This window comes from Hoylesella buccalis ATCC 35310, assembly GCF_025151385.1.
Lineage (GTDB): Bacteria > Bacteroidota > Bacteroidia > Bacteroidales > Bacteroidaceae > Prevotella > Prevotella buccalis.
On record NZ_CP102287.1, the window covers coordinates 1,840,119 to 1,860,915 of the forward strand.

Consider the following 20,797-nt stretch of genomic DNA (forward strand, 5'->3'; position numbering starts at 1 on the left):
TAAAATGACGTTCATCCAAGAGCCAGACACACACGAAAAGAAGATTTTAAACTGAATAAAACAATAAAATCATGAAGAAGAAAAATGCTTTTATATTACCCTTGTTGGCCGCAACATTACTTGTTACAGGCTGTGCCAGCAAGAAAGATTTAGAGAATTGTCAAACGGAGAACCGCGAGTTGACAAACAACTACATGACAGCCAAGGAACAACTGGCTGCCGCACAGGCTCGCGTTACCTCGCTGGTGGAACAACTTGCACAGCAAAAGAACGACTACGCTGCTTTGCATAAGTCACTGGACAAGAGTTTGTTGAACACCAGCTCCAACAACATCAACATCTCTAAGTTGGTTGATCAGATTAATGAGTCCAACCAATACATCCGCCATTTGGTGGAAGTAAAGTCAAAGTCAGACTCGCTGAACATGGTGCTGACCAACAACCTCACCCGCTCTTTGAGTCGTGAGGAGTTGAAAGAGGTTGACGTTCAGGTACTCAAGGGCGTGGTATACATCAGCTTGGCCGACAACATGCTGTACAAGAGCGGCTCTTACGAGATTAATGACCGTGCTGCAGAGACGCTGAGCAAGATTGCCAAAATCATCATGGACTACAAGGATTACGATGTCTTGGTAGAGGGTAACACGGACAACGTGCCGGTAAACCAAAACAGTCCGCTGATGAAAAACATCCGCAACAACTGGGATTTGTCAACCCTTCGCGCATCGAGCGTGGTGCAGTTCTTGCAAAGCCACTATGGTGTTGATCCCAAACGAATGACTGCCGGCGGCCGTGGTGAGTACAATCCGCTGACAAGCAACAACACGGAATTGGGCAAACAGCGCAACCGCCGTACGCAAATCATCATCACACCGAAGCTCGACCAGTTCATGGATCTGATTGACAAGGCACCCGAGAACGAGGGCATGGCGAAGTAACGCAACGATTTTCTGCCGATGCCTCAGGTCTCGGCAGGTAAAAATATAACTGAAAGCGGGGGCGTTCCAAATGTTGGAACGCCCCCGCTTTCGGTGTTCATGCAGCCTTTGTCAGACCTGTTATGACCTGAACCCGATGATTCTACGCACCTCTTTCAAGGTAGTGCTGGCACTTTCGCGCGCCCGGTCGGCACCCTCTTTGGCAATCTTGTCCAGCAACTCCTTATTCGAAATGTATTCGTTAATCTTCTCTCTGATAGGAGCTACTGTCGCACAGATGTCCGCTGCAATCTGCTTTTTCAAGTCTCCGTAGCGAATGCTGCAATCGTTCCACTTCTCATCAAAATAGTCGTATGTGTCTTGTGTCGAGCAAATTCGCAAGAACGTGAACAGGTTTTCAATCACCTCCGGCTTCTCACTATTGGCCTTCTCGGGGCCACTGTCCGTCACGGCCTTCATCACTTTCTTAGAGATAGTCTTGTCATCATCGTGCAGATAGATGCAGTTTCCGGTGCTCTTCCCCATCTTTCCACTTCCATCCAGGCCCGGCACCTTCAATGCCTGCGAGTTGAAATAGAAGTTTTGCGGTTCAGGAAAGAAGTCTACGCCATAGATTCTGTTGAAGCGCGAGGCGCACTTACGCGCCATTTCCATATTTTGTTCCTGATCTTTACCTACCGGAACCTTCTTAGCCCGATGCTGCAAGATGTCGGCGGCCATGAGCGTTGGGTATGTAAAGAGCCCCGCGTTGACGTTGTCGGGCTGCTGACGAGCCTTCTCCTTAAACGTGGTGACGCGTCCCAGTTCGCCGATATAAGTGTTCATGTTGAGGTAAAGATACAATTCCAGCGTTTCTTTCACGTCACTCTGAACATAGATGGGAGCCTTTTGGGGATCGATACCACAGGCAAGATATTCAGCCAAAATGATGCGTGCGCTGTCTTGTATGTCTTCTGGTTTGGGTCGAGTGGTCAATGAATGCCAGTCTGCAATGAAAAACATGCAATCATACTTGTCCTGCATCTCTATGAAGCTCTTCACTGCACCGAAATAATTTCCCAGGTGTAAATAACCTGTCGGGCGTATTCCACTAACTACTTTTTCCATTATCTATTCCTTTTTTTAATTGATTATCATCTGCAAAGGTACATCAAATTGAACTCAACGCAAAAAAATATAATCAAAAGTTTGGAGGTTATCAGAAAAAGGCATATCTTTGCACCCGCTTACTTCAAGTAGCAAGGGCGTTTAGCTCAGCTGGTTTAGAGCATCTGCCTTACAAGCAGAGGGTCGGCGGTTCGAATCCGTCAACGCCCACTGGGGTGTTTCCCTGTAATCCTTCGGGATTGCAGGGATATTTTTTTTGCCTTCATGTTCGCACCGCCTCGCCCACCAACGTTTTATCAATCAGTCAATCAACGAGTTACAAATCCATTTCAATAGCATTGAGTTTGGCCTCCAATTACAATGACTTTAGCGTCCAATAGCAAAGACTTTGGCCTCCAATAGCAATGACTTTGTTTTTCATCCTCATATCATTCATTTTTTCAACAACAAATTGAACAAAAAGAAACAAATTTTATTGTTTAAAATCAATGAACGCTGACGTTCACAAAATCAAACGAATTTGGGAAAGATGTGCAACATGTCCATGTCGGAAGTTTTGTTTCATTTGCAGAACGTTTGCGTTCATTGTCTTATTTACTTCATACGCATTCATTTGTTACATTTGTAGTTCAACAATATTGTCCTTCAATGAAAGAGCCGTAAAAACGGATGCTCCATTTTGATTCAAATTAACGAAAAATAGGACAGCCCATGCCCATGCATTGGTATTATTTTTGTATTTTTGCAAGGATGAAGATATTAACAAGTGCTCAGATACATGAGCTTGACCAACATACCATTGCGCACGAACCCATCAAAAGCATCGATTTGATGGAACGCGCCGCACAGGCTTTAACCCAAGCCATAACCGAAGAGTGGACCAACCGCACGCCCGTCGTGGTGTTTGCCGGCCCAGGAAACAACGGAGGCGATGCGCTGGCCGTGGCTCGCATGCTGACGGAAAGAGGTTACACGGTGAGTGTCTACCTGTTCAACACCAGCAACAAGCTGTCGGAAGACTGTGCCATCAACAAGAAACGCATCGTTGAGGCGAAAAAAGCAGACCTGTTCAAGGAGATTACGCTCAACTTTGAGCCGCCCACCCTGGACGCAGACACCCTGGTGGTGGACGGTCTTTTTGGTTCGGGACTTAACAAACCGCTCAACGGCGGCTTTGCCTCGCTTGTGAAATATATCAACCAGTCGCCTTGTCAGGTGGTGAGCATCGACCTGCCATCGGGACTGCTGCCCGAGGACAACACGTTCAACGTGCGCACACATATCATCAAGGCCAACCTGACCCTGACGCTACAACAAAAGAAACTGGCCATGATGTTGCCCGACATGCAATGCTTTCTTGGCCGTGTGAAGGTGCTGGACATACGGTTGTCCGAGGAGTTTATCAACAAGACGGATGCAACTTACACCATCTTGGAAGAGCAAGACGTGCGGCAAAAACTGCTGCGCAGGCCCTGCACGGCGCACAAAGGCGACATGGGGCACGCGCTCTTGGTGGCCGGCAGCTATGGCATGGCAGGCGCAGCCGTACTGGCAACGAGAGCATGTCTGCGAGCTGGCGTGGGAAAGGTAACGGTATGCTCACCCAAGGGCAACAACGACATCCTGCAAATCAGCGTTCCGGAAGCGGTAATGCGCGCCGATGCCGACGAAAATGTGTTTAGTGAGCCGGTTGATACCGACGACTTTGACGCGTTGGGCATCGGTCCCGGACTGGGACAGGATGAGACCACGGCCATCGCCATGATTGCTCAGGTGCGCCGGGCGCAGTGTCCCGTGGTAGTCGATGCCGATGCCCTGAACATGTTGGGCACGCACCGCGCATGGATGCAGCAGCTGCCCAAGAACATCATCCTGACGCCACACCCTAAAGAGTTCGACCGACTGGTGGGAAATACCTGTGGGGGGGGCTACGAAAGACTACAAAAGGCCATCGAACTGGCCCAACGTCTGCATGGCTATGTGTTGCTGAAAGGGCATCACACGGCACTATGTCTGCCCGACGGTCACGTCATCTTCAACGCCACCGGCAATGCGGGAATGGCCACGGCGGGCAGCGGCGACGTGCTAACGGGCATCATCACAGGACTGGCGGCGCGTGGGTATCAACCGGCTGACGCCTGCGCCGTGGGCATGTTCCTACACGGACTGGCGGGCGACTTGGCCGCCAAGGAACTGGGACAGGAGAGCATGACGGCCGGCGACATTGTGCGCTTCATCCCACAAGCTTTCAAACGATTAAACGACTAAGACATGAATAAGCTCATTTTATCAACTTTGCTTCTGACCTTCTGCCACGCTACGGCGCAAGCTCAGATACCAACAGAGGGGGTTACTTACTTTCTTCCGAAGACGACTTTGCGCTTCTCATTGCTCATCGAGAAAACCACTTTCACACCGGGTGAATACGCCCGATATTCTGAAAGATTCATCAAAACGCCCGTAAACGACCAGCCCACGACGACTTATCGCATCGTGGCGACACAGATGGACACATACGCGGTACCCGATTCGGCCAAGCAATTCACGGCCACCATCGATAAGAAACACAGTATCGTGAGCGTGAACCGCGACCAAAACGGGGTCATCATGGCCGTGAATGACAAACCGAGAGCGGTGGAGAGCCTGCCTGCGTTCAAGCCAGCGCGCAAGCCTACGCCCATCGACCCGGCCAAATACATGACGGCAGAGATGTTGGCGGCGGGCAGTAGTGCCAAGACCGCCGAGCTGATTGCACAGGACATCTACGACATTCGCGACAGTAAGAACCAATTGTCGCGCGGCGAAGCCGAATTCATGCCAAAGGATGGCGAGCAGCTGAAGATTATGCTGAACAACCTGAACGTGCAGGAAAAGGCCATGCTGCGGTTCTTCCAAGGCACCACAACCGTAGATACCATGCAGGTATTTGTTGACTATGTGCCGACGAAAGAAGTGGACAAGGCGCTGCTCTTCCGCTTTTCCAAGCACTTGGGTATGGTGGATCAAGACGATTTGGGTGGCGCGCCCTACTACATTAGCATTCAGGATGAACAGGTAATACCAACATTGAAGATGCCCGTTGAAGTGAAGAAAAAAGACAAGCGTGACGTGGGCATCAACGTAAATCTGCCAGGAAAAATCAAAATCACGCTGTACAAAGAAGAACAACCGGCAGCCTCTTTTGAAACTTATGCAGCCCAATTCGGCCGCATAGAGAACCTCAGCGGCGAGCTGTGGGGCAAGAAATTTACCACGCACGTCGTGCTCAATCCCGTGACCGGCAACGTAGTGCATCTCGAAACCGAGGCTCTTGACTAAACAGGGCGGCGCAGGAACGAGGTGAAGCCAATGGGCTTGTCACGCGAGAGGTAACAATACTGTAATAAAAATCTCAATACTACACCCGTTTTCTGAAACTTCATCATTTTGATAATGATGAAGAACAGGTGTTAACTGATGAAGTGGGGAACGGCAAATCACCACCCCCTGCCCCACCGATGCAGCCACTTTATCTTATTGGACGGTGATGGTGGCACGCTTGAGGTCACGACTATTGGGGCCAACCATCACGTCAAACTCACCCGGTTCGACCACCTCTTTTAAGTCATAGTTGTAGAATTTCAACTTACTGGCATCTATGGTAAATGTCGCCGTGGCTGTTTCACCAGCCTTGAGCGACAAGCGTTGAAAGCCTTTCAACTCTTTTACGGGTCGGGCGATGCTACCAACCACGTCGCGAATGTAAAGTTGCACGACCTCTATCCCATCCCTGTTGCCGGTATTGGTCACGGGAATGGTAACGGTAATTTGGCCATGTGGGCTCATCGTCTTGCTGTCCAACTTCAGCTCACCATACTGATAAGTAGTATAACTGAGTCCATAGCCGAAGGGATAAAGTGGATCATTGCGAACATCAAGATAGTTGCTCTGGAAGCTAAAGAAGCGGTCAGCACCGTCTGCGACAGGCCTACCGGTGTTGAAATGATTGTAGTACAAAGGAATTTGTCCCACATGTTGCGGAAAGCTGGTGGTGAGTTTGCCACATGGATTCTTATCACCAAAGACCACATCGCAAATGGCATCACCCGCTTCACTGCCTCCGAACCACACGTTCAAGATAGCCGGAACATGCGCTTTTTCCCAATTTAAGATGGTGGGACGGCCCGAGAAGTTCAGCAATACCACAGGTTTTCCGGTCGCAACAAGTTCTTTAAGCAGGGCCATTTGCACGTCGGGCAGTTCCAAATTAACCCGACTGTGGCTCTCACCGCTGAACTCAGCCGCCTCTCCCATGGCGGCAATGATGACATCAGCCTGCGCAGCCACGGCAAGAGCCTCGGCCTTTGCTTGCGCATCATCTACCCGCATGATATTTTTACCCTGCTCACCAGCCTTCTGCAAAGCATCATCTGAAGCGATGTTGCAGCCTTGTGCGTAGAGCAATTGGGCCTTTCCTTTCAAGGCACGCTCCATACTTTCTTTTAATGTTGAATAACGTTCGGGTGCCATCGCCACACACCAGGTCCCACAAAGATTAGCTCGATCGTTGGCCAGAGGGCCGATTAAAGCGATTTTACCCTGCTTCTTCAAAGGTAAAACCTGATTCTCGTTCTTCAACAACACAAACGTTTCAGCTGCCAAATCACGAGCCGCTTTCCGATTGGCAGCAGTATATACATACTGATTTCTGTTCTTCACCCGCACGTATTTATATGGATCTTTGAACAAACCCAACTTATATTTCGCCTCCAGCACCCTGCGACAAGCCTGGTTGATGTCAGCCATGGAAACCTGTCCGTTGGCCAATGATTGCTCCAACGTGCCGATAAACCCTTTTGCCACCATGTCCATGTCGGTTCCTGCACGCAAGGCTCGAGCCGAAGAGGTTGCCAAATCGCCTACGCCATGCGTTGTCATTTCATGGATGGAAGCGTAATCAGTGACGACAAAGCCATCAAATCCCCATTGTTTGCGCAGCACGTCATTGACCAACCATGCATTGGCTGTGGCCGGAATGCCATCCACGAGGTTGAAAGAGGTCATCACACTGCCCACCCCAACCTCAACAGCTGCCTTGTAAGGAGCAAAATACTCATTGTACATTCGCAGCCTACTCATGTCCACTGTGTTGTAATCTCGCCCAGCTTCTGACGCACCGTACAAAGCAAAATGCTTCACACAGGCCATGATGTTCGATGGCAAACTGTAATCACCTTGATAGCCCTTGACCATGGCTTTGGCGATAAGACTGCCCAAATAAGGATCTTCTCCGGCACCTTCCACAATGCGTCCCCATCGCGCATCCCTACTGATATCAACCATAGGCGAGTAGGTCCAGTTCACTCCCTCGGCACTTGCTTCGAGCGCTGCCACACGCGCGCTGTTTTCAATGCCCTCCAAATTCCAACTACAAGCCAAGGCCAAAGGAACCGGAAAGATGGTTTCGTAACCATGAATCACGTCCATACCCACCAGCAATGGAATGCCAAGGCGAGATTTCTTGATAGCCATTTCCTGCAAAGTGCGAATCTCATCCAGCCCTTTAATGTTGAACACACCACCCAATTCACCATCCTTGATTTGATGAACGATAGGATTATTTTGCGCCGCTCCCGTGGTAATGTTACCGGCAGGCAACAGATTCAGCTGCCCCAACTTCTCTTTTAAGGTCATTTTAGACATAAGTTCATCCACGAACTCCTTCATGGGTTTGTTTTGTGCCACGACATTCGTCGAAACAACACACAAAGCCAATAGAACAAACAGTTTTTTCATCGTATCTTATTGCTATATTATTTTTTTGCTGCCGCATAGATTTACTGGTTATGCAAAGTTAACCATTTTCATGAAAACAGATTGGATATTCCAACCATTTTTCAGTCAAAAAGAAGCCAGGAGTTTACAACTATCTGATTTTGGCATGTGCAATTGACAATTAGGCAGGCAAAGATGGCTATCATTAGACAGAAAGATTATGCACAGGAGTTCATTCATTAAAAAATGTTGCATCACTTTGTCATGCCAAATTAAAATGCTAACTTTGCATTGATTCCCTAAGATAGTGGAAACTCACTTTAAATATTTAAATAATATGGTAGATTACAAATCATTAGGTCTCGTAAACACACGCGAGATGTTTAAGAGAGCCATCAATGGCGGTTACGCCATCCCAGCATTCAACTTCAACAACATGGAGCAGTTGCAAGCCATCATCACGGCTTCTTCAAAAGAAAAGTCACCTGTTATCTTGCAGGTTTCAAAAGGTGCTCGTGCCTACGCCAACCAAACATTGCTTCGCTACATGGCGCAGGGTGCTGTTGAGTATGCGAAAGAGTTGGGCTGCGCTCATCCTGAAATAGCACTGCACTTGGATCACGGTGACTCGTTTGAAACATGCAAGAGCTGTATCGATTACGGCTTCTCTTCTGTCATGATCGACGGTTCTTCACTTCCTTACGAAGAGAATATCGCTCTGACAAAGAAGGTTGTTGAATACGCACATCAATTTGATGTTACCGTAGAAGGCGAGCTTGGCGTATTGGCTGGCGTTGAAGATGAGGTTGTAGCCGAGGAGTCTCATTATACAAAACCAGAAGAGGTAATTGACTTCGTAAATCGTACGGGCGTTGACTCACTGGCTATCTCTATCGGTACATCGCACGGTGCCTACAAGTTTACACCGGAACAGTGCACACGCGACCCGAAGACAGGTCTGTTGGTTCCGCCACCCTTGGCATTCGATATCTTGGACGAAATCATGGTGAAACTTCCTGGTTTCCCAATCGTTCTCCACGGATCATCTTCTGTTCCACAGGAGTATGTGAAGATTATCAACGAGAATGGTGGCAAGTTGCCTGATGCAGTTGGTATCCCTGAAGAGCAATTGCGCAAGGCTGCGAAGAGCGCTGTTTGCAAGATTAACATCGACTCTGACTCTCGTTTGGCTTTCACCGCTGCCGTTCGCAAGGTGTTCAACGAGAAACCAGGAGAGTTTGACCCACGTAAATACTGCGGTCCGGCTCGCGACTTGATGACAGAACTTTACACACATAAGATTGTAAACGTACTGGGATCGAACAACAAGTTGGCACAATTAGACTAATTGCCATTGGAGATGAAAGGATGACCATTCAATGAGAACATTGTTAAGCATGGCGTAGTCTTTTCATCAAGCAGTACGATAGCACTTGCTTCCATTGAGGTAAATACATCGTACAGCATTCGAAAAAAGCGGGATCAACTTTGTTTGATACCCGCTTTCTTTATAAATCCATGTAAGCATTCTACTGTAAAAGAGGAAATTTATTATCATGACATGAATGATGATTTGATATTATTCTAAATATGGTACGTCTTATTTTTCTATCCGATTTTACAGAAGCCTACGCCCACCATTTACTTGCAGGAGGTCTTTAACCTGTGCCAAACAAAAAGACCAAGACGCATGGCTCGTTTGCCGCATGTACCCCCCCCCCTCGTATAAAGAAACCTATGGCATAAAAGGTGCTGTTGTATGGCCAAAGAAACAGGAAGCAAATGCTATCATCAGACATTACTATTTTGTACTATTATTTTACCAAAAAACGGTCATTGAAAATCTTCAAAATAGAAAAAATCAATAGGCAAGCGGTAGACAAAAATACGCTGACTTGAACAAAAAAAACGTTTCTTCAAGTTAGTACATTGACTTTACGGGCTTGGAAACATGTATTGAGCGTGTTATTCACATGCTTCAGCAGCATTAAAGCATGCAAATTAGAGGCTTATCTCAATGCTTTAGTCGCCAAAAAACAATAAAAACGGGAATGAAAAGAGGAGTCTCAAGCATAACATACTTAACTACAACGAATTACAAACATCGCTCATTTTTGGCGTATTTGCGACCAATTGTGACGTTGGTTGTTTACACGAGAAATATGAGAGGCACTTTGTAAGAAAAATTCAGCGTCTATTGTCCTTACATACAGCGTACCACCAATTTCACACACGCTGTTTTTTTGGCGTTTTTGCGATGTTAAAACACCATTCTAACTGAATGAGCCACGCCTTATTTGACGTTTTTGCGCATTTTCAATATTAAAATACGCAAAAACGTATCATTATTCTATAAAAAAGTATTAAATTCGCACCGTTGAGCTAAAGGTCTTAAAATCTAATAAGAAGTTTTCAATAATAAAAGAGAAATACAAGCAACTCGCTTATTACAAATAGATTACAAAACTATGAAAAGAACAAGAACCGTATCTATTTTTACCCACTTATGCTAAAAATATAAGCTACGCTAATTATCTTTGCATGGCAAAAAGAGAAATCTAAAACAATTATACTATCACTATTAATTTCAACTGCATGAAGAAGTTTATTTTTTCAGTAGGCAACAAAAACAAGCTGTTCAAAGTCACCGCTTTAACGGCATTGACACTGTGTTTGCCTGCAATGGCATCTGCATATAATGCAAATGCAAACAAGGTAGAGATGAGTCATCAGGAAGCTGACCACATTACAGGTACCGTAACCGATACTAATGGAGAACCCGTAATTGGGGCTACCATTAAAATTGTAGGTAGTGGCAATGGTACTGTCACAGACATGAATGGTAAATTTACACTCAGCGTTGCAAGAAATGCTGAACTGCAAATCTCATCTATTGGGTATGTTACTAAAAAAGTAACAGTAGTTAGCAACAACATAACTGTTGTTTTGGCAGAGGATCGTGCCTCCCTTGATGAGGTGGTTGTATTAGGCTACGGTGCTGGTCAACGCAAACAAGACCTTTCTGCCTCTGTAGGCGTGATTAATAATGCGGATAAACTATCCGTTCGTCCAGTCAGCTCTACGGAAGGTATGCTGCAAGGTCAGTTGGCAGGTGTTACTATTACAGCCAATGGAGGTGACCCTACTTCTGCACCAAACATTGTTATTCGCGGACAAGGCTCCATGAATGGCGACAATGTGCTGTGGGTTGTAGACGGCATCCCAGGCGCTCCTATCCCTTCTATGAATGACATAGAGTCAATTGTCGTACTGAAAGATGCTGCATCAGCAGCCATCTATGGTGCACAATCGGGAGCTGGAGGCTGTGTGTTGGTAACAACCAAGAAAGCCAAAGAAGGAAAAGTGAGCTTGAGCTATGACGGCTTATATGGTTTCAGACAAGCTACCAACCTGCCCAAAGCACTCACTGCAGAAGAGCAAATCAAGCTGGCTAATATCTCGTATAAGGCAGCAGGACTGGATACTCCTATTGGATGGGATACAAAAGTGAATCCTTATATCGCCACCAATCGTACCGACTGGATGGACGAGGTATTTAGAAATGCTTTCTACCAAAGACACAACGTGGTGATCAACACAGGTACCTCCTCGGCAAGAAGTCGGTTGAGTTATGCCTATGACGGCGACGACGGTGTGTTGATTGGCACATTCAACAAAAGACACACCATACATTATAACGGTCAGTTCGACATTAACAAATGGATAACCATTACCGAGGATTTCACTTGGCGCAACTCGCAAATGCGCGGAGCCAACACTGCAAACCCTGAAGGTGGTGTCATTATGAACGCATTACACATGCCTTCGAGTGCCAGTGTTTACAATCCAGACGGAACCTATGGTGGCGTTTCAGAGCCTGGTAACGGTTACACCGACATTCATGGTGATGCTATCAACCCTGTGCGCATACTATGTGCCAGCAATGCTTATAACAAAACGAGTGATATGTGGTCAACCACCTCACTACAGCTTCATGACATTGTTCCAGGATTGAAGTTTACCAGCAGATTTTCTTTCAACATTGAAAACAACTTCTATAAGGAGTTCACCCCCATGCGTCCTGAATCTGGTAAGCCACAACTCTTTAACGAGATGAACGAATCGGCTTACAGATATAAAAAATGGATGACAGAAAACACACTGACTTACGATAATTCCTTTGGGAAACACAACCTGGGGCTCTTGTTATCTACAACAGCCAACAAGTTGGTACAACGAGGTGTTAGCGTGAATGCACGTGGTTTCTCGGACGAAACTCCTGCTCTTCAATATTTGGCATACGCTGGAACTACCACACCAGACGACTATCTTATTGGTCCTGATGCAAACGTAGCTTGCATTGCACGTGCTTCTTATTCGTACGACGATCGTTATTTCCTAACGGCATCATGGCGTAGAGACTACGCAGGTCGTCTGCCTAAGGATAATAACTATGGCGACTTCCCCGCTTTCACAGGTGCATGGAAAATCTCAAATGAAAGCTGGTTCGCTAAAAATAAAAATCTAAACTTACTGAAACTTCGTGCTTCTTGGGGACGCGTTGGTAATCTTGGCTCCATTGGTTATGGTTACAAAGCTGCCCAACTGTCATCAGACGTATGGTCAGAAGGTGCACAGTACGGCGTTACAAGTAACACCTTATGGGGAACCCTCATATATAATGGTACAGCATTGAATCCATCGTTGACTTGGGAAACATCCGAGCAGTGGGATTTAGGTTTGGATGCAGCCATGTTCAACAACAGGTTGTCTTTAGGATTTGACTATTTCAACAAGCGCACCTACAATCTTATACAGCAACAATCTGTAGGTTGGCCCTCAACAATAGGTCTTGATGCCATGCTTGTTAACTTAGGAGAAGTTAAGAACGAAGGTGTGGAAGTGCAAGCCGCATGGAACGATCAAGTGAATAAAGACTTCTCTTATTATATCAATGGTAACTTTGCGTGGCTGAAAAACCGTGTTACCGACACTGGAACCTATGATGAGAAAGGTAATCCTGGCATCTGGGTAGGTGACGTTTATGGACATAATGATTTCAAAAACCTCACAAATCTTTTCCAGACAACGCAAGGACAAGCTCTTAACTCGTTCCACCTCATTAAGACAGACGGTATTTTCCAAAGTGATGAAGAAGCTGCAGCATACGTTGACAAAGATGGCAAACGCATACAACCCAATGCTAAGGCTGGTGATTTGAAGTTCATTGATGCCAACAAGGATGGGAAGATTGACGACAAAGACCGGCAATATTGTGGTAGTTCTATGCCAAAGACGACCTATGCACTCACAGCAGGATTTAATTGGAAAGGACTATCTGTAAGTGCCATGTTCCAAGGTGTGTCTGGCGCTCAGGCGCTCTTTGTAGGAAAGCACCTCACACTGAGCGACACAGAGGGTAACTTCAACCGCTGGAACAAGATATTGGATGCGTGGTCTCCTGAAAACAGGGGAAGCGATATTCCACGTATTTCAAAGAACGATCCTAACGGTAACTTCACTACTTCTTCGGACTGGTACTTGGAAGATGCATCCTACTTGCGCTTAAAGAACCTAACCATAGGATACGACTTTACAGACTTAATCCAGAAATGGGGACACCTGAACGATCGTAAAAGCTCGCTCTACGTATATTTCAGCGCAGAGAATGTTTTCACCATCACCAAGTATTCGGGCATGGACCCAGAGGTGGGTGGCTTTGACACGATGAAATATCCTCTGTCAAGAGTACTTTCATTAGGTGTAAAGATTACTTATTAAAACCAAACAGCTAAGAATTTTATCATTATGAAAAAATATATTTCAATTATCACTGTTGTAGCTGCTGTGACTTTTACATCGTGCAGCGACTTTCTTGACGTACAGCCAGAGGGAAAGCCAACAACAGAAAACTACTTTGTCAATGACCAACAAGCCATTGATGCCATTGACATGTTGTACGGAAGGTTGCACCAAGAGAATGTTTTTGGTCGTGAATTCTTCTGGGAACAAGGCGGCGGTCAGGATGTTGTATGGGGACGCACACGAGGCTATGGCACGTTAGCAACCTTGAAATACAGCGGTGACGAAAGTCCATTAAGAGACACCTTTGAGCAATTTTATAACCAAATGGCAAGAGCCAACTGGGTCATTGTAAAGTTACTGAACAAGGAAAAACAAACCAAATTGACTCCAGTAGAGAGCCGCTCGTTAGGTGAAGCTTTGTTTGTACGTGGAATGTGCCACTTCTATATCGCATACCGCTATGGTACTGATAAACAGGGTGTGCCATTTGTACGCTACGAAGATTTTGAAAATGGCTATGACAATAGCATTCCAAAGCAAAGTGCAACGGTCATGGACGATTACAAGATGATTATTGAAGACATGGACAAAGCCATTCAATATCTTCCTACGGTTGACCAATACGATGATAACAATAAGGGTCGTGCACACCAAGCTGCTTGTGTAGCATACAAGGCAAAAACGTACGCATATTGGGCTTGCTGGGACAAGTCACAGTGGAAACATGTTGTTGCTTGTGTAGATGAACTGGAAAACAAATATGGACGCGGTCTTGCTTCTACCTATGATGAGGTATTTACCTCTGACATGAGCAAATTCTATGGTAAAGAATATCTATGGGGTGTGCCTGGCTATGGCGGTCAAACACCTGGTGGTATTGAATTTACAGGCGTTGTTTTGGAAAATAAAGCATGGGGTGTCTACAACGGATGGGGACAAAACAAGCCCTCATACGAGATCTACGAAGAGCTGATGAAAGACGGCAAAGACAATGTACGCTTGAAACGTACTCTGTTAGAATACAACCAAGAGTTCAAATTCTTTGGAAAAACCAGAAAATTCTTTTCTTCATCTGACATAGAATCAGGCTTTATGTGCAACAAGTACATGCAAGCATTCGAACCAGAAGACTTTGTAAAGAAAGGAATGGTGAGTGGTAACGAGAACTGGCCCACTACTCGCATCATGTTCCCGTTAATTCGTATGGCAGAAATGTATCTGTTCCGTGCAGAAGCTAACATCATGATGGGCAATGCAGCTGCCGCCGCCAAGGATATTAATAAGGTGCGCAATCGCTCAAACCTCGCCTCACTCGACCACAATCCTACAATGATGGATATCTATCACGAACGAAGATGCGAACTTACCTTTGAGTTTTACGATGCTCTCTATGACTTAAAACGCTGGCATAAGAGCTGTCCAGAGCTCAAAGACGTTACAGCCAAAGCATTGACAAGTCAACCTCGTGTTCGTAAGTACAAGGACCGTTCTAATCCTGAGTCATCCTTTGAGATTGTACCTTATGCAGATAATCAGGATAGGATTACTACTTACGACGACCACCTCATTGTGTTCCCATATCCAAGTAAGGCGATCACTGAATCGAATGGGCAACTAAAGCAAAATGAGGGATACAACTAATTCTATCCATCGTTAATATAGAAGATAGTCTATCCTTTCCACAAAAAAGGATAGACTATTTTTATAAATATTTTGTACTTTTGTAATTCTAAGAATTTATATTTAATGAAACGTCAAATTCTGCTATTAGTAGCACTATTAGTAAACGCTTACTCGGGCTTGTTTGCACAAAATACCAACATGCAAACATACACCATGGAGCACCCATACAAGGCAGAAAAGCTCAAGGCTCCCAAAGGAAAGAAAGTAAAAAATGTTATCTTAATGATAGGCGACGGCATGTCGCTGATGGATGTCTATGCCGCTTGGGTGTGCAATCGAGGACGTTTATGGCTCGACAATGCACAATACATTGGACTGTCGGCTACCCATTGCACCGATAAGCTCATCACCGACTCGGGCGCAGGTGGCACAGCATTGGCAACAGGACACAAAACAAAATACCATGCCGTAGGGGTTGACCCAGAAGGGAAACCGCTTACAACAATCATAGATCTTGCAAAACGAAAAGGCAAAGATGCGGGGATTGCCGTGACATGCCGCTTATGGGATGCCACGCCTGCCGACTTCTGCTGCCATAACATTAACAGGGACAATGAACAAGAAATCGTAGCCGACTATCCAACCAGTGGCATTGACTTTGCTTTTGGTGGTGGAGCCAAGTATTTCACGAACAGGAAAGACAGTCGTAACATCTTCGAAGAGTTGAAAAATCAAGGCTACTACATTGCCAGAACGTGGGAGGAATTAGAAAAATGGGAAAGCGGAAAGGTTTTCTGCGTGCCTTACGAGGTGGACACTCCCCTGCCTGATGAGCGTGGTGACTTGCTTGCTCGCGCTACTATGAAAGGTATCAGCTTGATGAATCAAAACAAGAACGGATTTTTCATGATGGTTGAAGGGTCACAATTAGACGACTATGGACATTTTAATCAACTGGATATGCTCATGAAAGAACTACACGACTTTGACCGTACCATCGGTGAAGTCATGAAATGGGCTGCCAAAGATGGTGAAACGTTAGTTGTCGTAACTGCTGACCATGAAACGGGAGGTCTTACTTTGCACGGGGGTGACTTAGCAACTGGACGCATTGAAGCAAAATTTGCAAGCACTGGTCACACTGGCGTTATGGTTCCCGTATACGCTTTCGGTCCTAGTGCAGAAGAATTTACTGGATTCATGGACAATACAGAAATCTTCTGGAAGATTAAAAAACTGATGCGACTATAATTGTGGCTTGCACTATTCGTCTCAAAAGTCAGTCAATACTCGAAATTACACTTACCTGTCACACAAGAAACGAGCAAAAAAAGCGGGTATCCATTATAAAGAAATCCTATCGCAAGATAACTTATCAAAGCTTATATCATCAATTATGCTGAAAAAACTGTATCAACTTCTTCTCTTTCTCGGTATCATGTTGCCACTGAACATGATGGCACAAAACCTAATATCGTCGGGTTCACCTCTGTACAAACTTCCTTACAAGAACACCTACGTCATGGAAACGCTGGTGGCAGAGAACACTTTCCGTACGGCTAAGGTTGAGAAAACCCAACCCGGAACCTTTGCACAAGCCAAGAAAGTGTTGCCATCCCCCTATTGGGAAGGGCACAACAAGGAAATAGAGATGTACTGGAAGGCATGGGAGATAGGAATTAAAAACATCTGTCAGCCGTTAGATGACTCTGGATTTGTAACCAGTTATATCGCTCCAGCCTACAATGGAAACATCTTTATGTGGGACAATGCCTTTATCACGATGTTCTGCCGATATGGTAAAAACTTCTTCCCATTTCAGAAAAGCTTAGACAACTTTTATGCCAAGCAACATCCCGATGGCTTTATTTGCAGAGAGATACGTGCCGATGGTAGCGATTGTTTCGGTCGATACGACCCTACCAGCACGGGGCCGAATATTCTGCCATGGTCCGAATGGCTGTATTATACCCAGTTTGGCGATGACAATCGGCTTAACAAGGTCTTCCCCGTACTGGCGGCATACTACAAATGGTTAAAGCTAAACCATACTTGGCGCAATGGTACTTACTGGTCGAGTGGCTGGGGAACGGGTATGGATAATATGCCACGAGTACAAGACGGATACAACACCATCTATAGTCATGGACACATGATATGGTTAGATGCCTGCTTGCAACAAATTATGGTGGCAAAGATTTTGTTGAAAATGGGCTTCTACTTGGAACGCTGGCAAGAGATAGAAACCTTCGAAGATGACATAAAGCACCTTTCACAATACATTAACGACAACATGTGGAGCGACAAAGATGGCTTTCTCTATGACCAATACGCAGACAACAGCCTTAGCACTACACAAGGTATCTATGCCTATTGGACGTTACACACCGACGTGTTGCCAAAAGAACGGTTGGATAAGCTGGTTGCTCACTTGACCGACACCACGAAGTTTAACCGTCCGCATCGCGTCCCTTCCCTCTCGCATAGTCATCCTAAATACAAAGCTAATGGGCGTTATTGGGTTGGAGGCGTATGGCCAGGCACCAATTACATGATTATCTCTGGACTCGTAGACAAAGGATACCGACAGTTAGCATGGGATATTACCATGAATCATTATAACAACGTGCTGGAGGTGTACAAGAAGACGGGTACTTTCTTTGAGTATTATGCACCCGAAAGTAACAATCCAGGCTTCATGGCTCGCAAGGACTTTGTGGGTTGGACGGGGCTTCCTCCCATTGCCGAACTTATAGAATACATCTTTGGCATTCGAGCTAACCATGAACAGAACACCATTACTCTGGATGTCAACCTGTTAGATGCTTATGGCATTGATAAGTATCCCTATGGTCAGGATGGAGTTATTTCCTTCAAAGTACAAAAACGCAACTCCAAAGAAGAGAAGCCTAAGGTCACGATTCAAACGAACGTTCCCTTTAAAGTTATCTTACTTTGGAGTGACAAAAAAATAGAACAACAGGTCGGGGTTGGTAAACATTCCCTCTAACACTTTTATTGATATAAAAAAAACAAGCATGTATCAAACAACGACAACATGTATAGCCATCGACCTTGGTGGCACCAATCTTAGAGCTGCGAGAGTAAGAAATGGGCAAATTGAAGCTTCCTTGCAAGAGCCATGTCTTGCCAATGGAACTCAAAATGAAGTGTTAGAGCAAATCGCACAAATGATAACACGGCTCAACCATTCATCAGTTGAACGCATAGGCATAGCAGTACCCTCCATTGTAGACTACAAGAAGGGCATTGTTTACCACGTACAAAACATACCCTCGTGGACAGAGGTACATCTAAAGGAAATTCTTGAACAACGCTTTAACTTGGAAACAAGAGTGGACAATGACGTGAATTGCTTTGTTGCCGCAGAGAATGTGTTGGGAGCAGGACAACCTTTCAGAGATTTTGTAGGCATCACTTTGGGAACAGGTATCGGTGCCGGCGTCGTTATCAATAATGAGGTGTACCGAGGAGTTCATACTGGTGCTGGCGAAATTGGCTGTATTCCTTATTTGGATAGCATCTACGAAGACTACACCAGCAGTCAGTTGTTCAACAAATGGCATACAACGGGGCAGCAAGAAGCCTTGAAAGCCGCACAAGGAGACCAAGCAGCAATCGAAAAATGGCAAGAATTAGGCTTCCATTTAGGAAAGTTATTGCAAGTTATTCTGTACGCATACAATCCTGAAGCCATCATCATCGGAGGCGGAATCTCTTTGTCGCACCCTCTCTTTGAGCAATCAATGTATGAGTCAATGCACGAAAAATTCTTGTTCCCGAAAGAAGCCGAAGGCGTTCAAGTCATCTTTTCTAAGCTTAAAGACAGTAATATTTTAGGTGCTGCCCAATTATAAAATTTATTCATTTATCCATTCTTACAAATAATGAAAAAGTCACTTTTCTTGTCATTGCTACTGACATTCCTAACCACCTTTAATGTATGGAGTCAGCACACGTTCCGTTTTCATGACGGAAAGTTTAGGATAGCTCAATTTACAGACATTCATTGGGATGCGAAATCTGCTAATTGCAAGCAAACTTCAGCAATCATTCAGAAGGTCATACAAACTGAACAGCCCGATATCGCCATTCTTACAGGCGACATTGTAACCGAACAACCTGCCGCAGAAGGTTGGAAATCAATCATTCAAATCTTTGAAAATTCACATCTGCCTTTTGTGGTTGTAATGGGAAATCATGATGCCGAGGTGATGAGTAAAAAAGAAATATACCAACAGCTTACAGCCTCTCCGTATTACGCAGGATGTATAGGTGCAACCAACATCACGGGGTATGGCAACTGTTCTATTCCTATTTATTCTTCAAATAAGAACAGCAACCAACCAGCAGCCTTGATTTATTGCATTGACTCCAACGACTATCCGCCAATCAAAGAGTATGGTGCATACGATTGGATACACTTTGACCAGATACAATGGTATCAGACAGAAAGTAAGAAATATACCCAGGTCAACAGTAACAAACCACTCCCAGCACTTGCTTTCTTCCACATACCGCTGGTTGAGTTCAAGCATGTAGTGACTCGCAACGACTACTTAGGGAACTACGGCGATGGTGAGGTTTGTTCATCTAATATCAATTCGGGCATGTTTGCTTCCTTCGTCGACATGAAAGATGTAATGGGCGTGTTTTGTGGACACGACCACGAGAACGATTTCATCGGCATGGAATACGATATTGCCTTAGGTTATGGTCGTGTGAGTGGTCTTGATGCGTATGGAAAAGTAGACCGTGGCGGTAGAATCATCGAGCTATACGAAGGTCAGCGCAAATTTGACACATGGGTACGGACAGCCAACAAGAAAGAGGACACTTTCTACTATCCGTCTGCACTCACATCGAAAGATGAACGAACGATGAACTATCTGCCTGCAAAACCTGTCAAGCCATCCAAGCAGGGGGTAGCATACACCTATTTTGAAGGTAAGATTAAGCACACCAAAGACATTCACACGTTGAAAAAGGTAGAGAGTGGAACAATGAAGAACTTCTCTATCAGCAACGCAAAGCAAAACGATCATTTTGCTTATATCTTCCGAGCATTCATCCAAATAAAAGAACGTGGGATATATCGCTTCTACACCTACTCAGACGACGGTAGCAAATTATTGATTGACAACCAATTGGTTGTTGACAATGATGGTGGACACAGTGCACGAAGAGCTGAAGGAAAAGTGGCGCTCGAGCCAGGCTTTCATGAAATTGAGGTTCGATACTTTGAAGACTATATGGGACAAACTTTAGAAGTAGGTTATTCGGCAAGAAACGTTACAGAACAAAGCATACCGAGCGAACTATTATATTTGCCGAAGTAATCCTTATTCAATCTATAACCAACATCCATAAAAATCATTTGTAGATACCTTTCTACAAGTGATTTTTTCTTGGGTAACCAACATCTTATATGAACACGGCTCTTTCATTTAAGCAAGGTTGTTCGATGTAAAAAAGACAAGTATGTCCTTTTGTATGAACACGAATAAAACTGTCATTTATGACACGGTGTGAACATAATGCTGGATGAC

12 protein-coding genes and 1 tRNA gene are annotated in these 20,797 nt (G+C 45.2%); 11 read left to right on the top strand and 2 right to left on the bottom strand.

The genetic code is table 11. The features are described from left to right. Positions 1–71 precede the first annotated feature (71 nt). Entirely contained in the window at positions 72–938 is an 867-nt protein-coding gene (locus NQ518_RS07745; RefSeq protein WP_227960209.1) for an OmpA/MotB family protein, read from the top strand. A gap of 120 nt (positions 939–1,058) precedes the next feature. Here NQ518_RS07745 and trpS read toward each other — a convergent pair whose 3' ends face one another. After that, the gene (trpS, locus tag NQ518_RS07750; RefSeq protein WP_227960207.1) at positions 1,059–2,045 is read right to left on the bottom strand and encodes a tryptophan--tRNA ligase; all 987 of its coding nucleotides are present in this window, start codon (positions 2,043–2,045) and stop codon (positions 1,059–1,061) included. 135 nt (positions 2,046–2,180) lie between these two features. On the opposite strand from trpS, the gene NQ518_RS07755 reads away from it, so the two are divergent. From NQ518_RS07755 to NQ518_RS07765, 3 genes are all read left to right on the top strand, one after another. Then, positions 2,181–2,255 (top strand) — tRNA-Val (locus tag NQ518_RS07755). A gap of 540 nt (positions 2,256–2,795) precedes the next feature. Next, on the top strand, positions 2,796–4,313 hold the full coding sequence (locus NQ518_RS07760) for an NAD(P)H-hydrate dehydratase (RefSeq protein ID WP_227960206.1): 1,518 nt from the start codon (positions 2,796–2,798) through the stop codon (positions 4,311–4,313). 3 nt (positions 4,314–4,316) lie between these two features. Continuing rightward, the gene (locus tag NQ518_RS07765; RefSeq protein ID WP_227960204.1) at positions 4,317–5,363 is read left to right on the top strand and encodes a DUF4831 family protein; all 1,047 of its coding nucleotides are present in this window, start codon (positions 4,317–4,319) and stop codon (positions 5,361–5,363) included. Between the two features lie 195 nt (positions 5,364–5,558). On the opposite strand, the gene bglX is transcribed toward NQ518_RS07765, so the two are convergent. Beyond that, a complete protein-coding gene (gene bglX / locus NQ518_RS07770; protein ID WP_227205841.1) occupies positions 5,559–7,820 on the bottom strand; it encodes a beta-glucosidase BglX in 2,262 nt (753 codons plus the stop codon). Between the two features lie 316 nt (positions 7,821–8,136). Between bglX and NQ518_RS07775 the strand changes: the two genes are divergently transcribed. The 7 genes from NQ518_RS07775 (at position 8,137) to NQ518_RS07805 (ending at position 20,587) form a co-directional block, all read left to right on the top strand. Beyond that, positions 8,137–9,147, top strand: coding sequence for a class II fructose-bisphosphate aldolase (locus tag NQ518_RS07775; RefSeq protein ID WP_227205839.1), 1,011 nt, complete (start codon positions 8,137–8,139; stop codon positions 9,145–9,147). A 1,247-nt stretch (positions 9,148–10,394) separates the two neighbouring features. Next, positions 10,395–13,580, top strand: coding sequence for a SusC/RagA family TonB-linked outer membrane protein (locus NQ518_RS07780; RefSeq protein ID WP_374211084.1), 3,186 nt, complete (start codon positions 10,395–10,397; stop codon positions 13,578–13,580). Positions 13,581–13,607: 27 nt separating this feature from the next. Next, a complete protein-coding gene (locus tag NQ518_RS07785) occupies positions 13,608–15,245 on the top strand; it encodes a RagB/SusD family nutrient uptake outer membrane protein (protein ID WP_227960202.1) in 1,638 nt (545 codons plus the stop codon). 105 nt (positions 15,246–15,350) lie between these two features. Next, positions 15,351–16,478: an alkaline phosphatase gene (locus NQ518_RS07790; protein ID WP_227960200.1), complete on the top strand. Its 1,128-nt coding sequence runs from the start codon at positions 15,351–15,353 to the stop codon at positions 16,476–16,478. Between the two features lie 145 nt (positions 16,479–16,623). Then, a complete protein-coding gene (locus NQ518_RS07795) occupies positions 16,624–18,237 on the top strand; it encodes an MGH1-like glycoside hydrolase domain-containing protein (protein WP_227960198.1) in 1,614 nt (537 codons plus the stop codon). A 28-nt stretch (positions 18,238–18,265) separates the two neighbouring features. After that, positions 18,266–19,105, top strand: a complete 840-nt coding sequence (locus tag NQ518_RS07800) for an ROK family protein (protein WP_227960196.1) — start codon at positions 18,266–18,268, stop codon at positions 19,103–19,105. 30 nt (positions 19,106–19,135) lie between these two features. Next, on the top strand, positions 19,136–20,587 hold the full coding sequence (locus tag NQ518_RS07805; RefSeq protein ID WP_227960194.1) for a PA14 domain-containing metallophosphoesterase: 1,452 nt from the start codon (positions 19,136–19,138) through the stop codon (positions 20,585–20,587). Positions 20,588–20,797 lie beyond the last annotated feature (210 nt).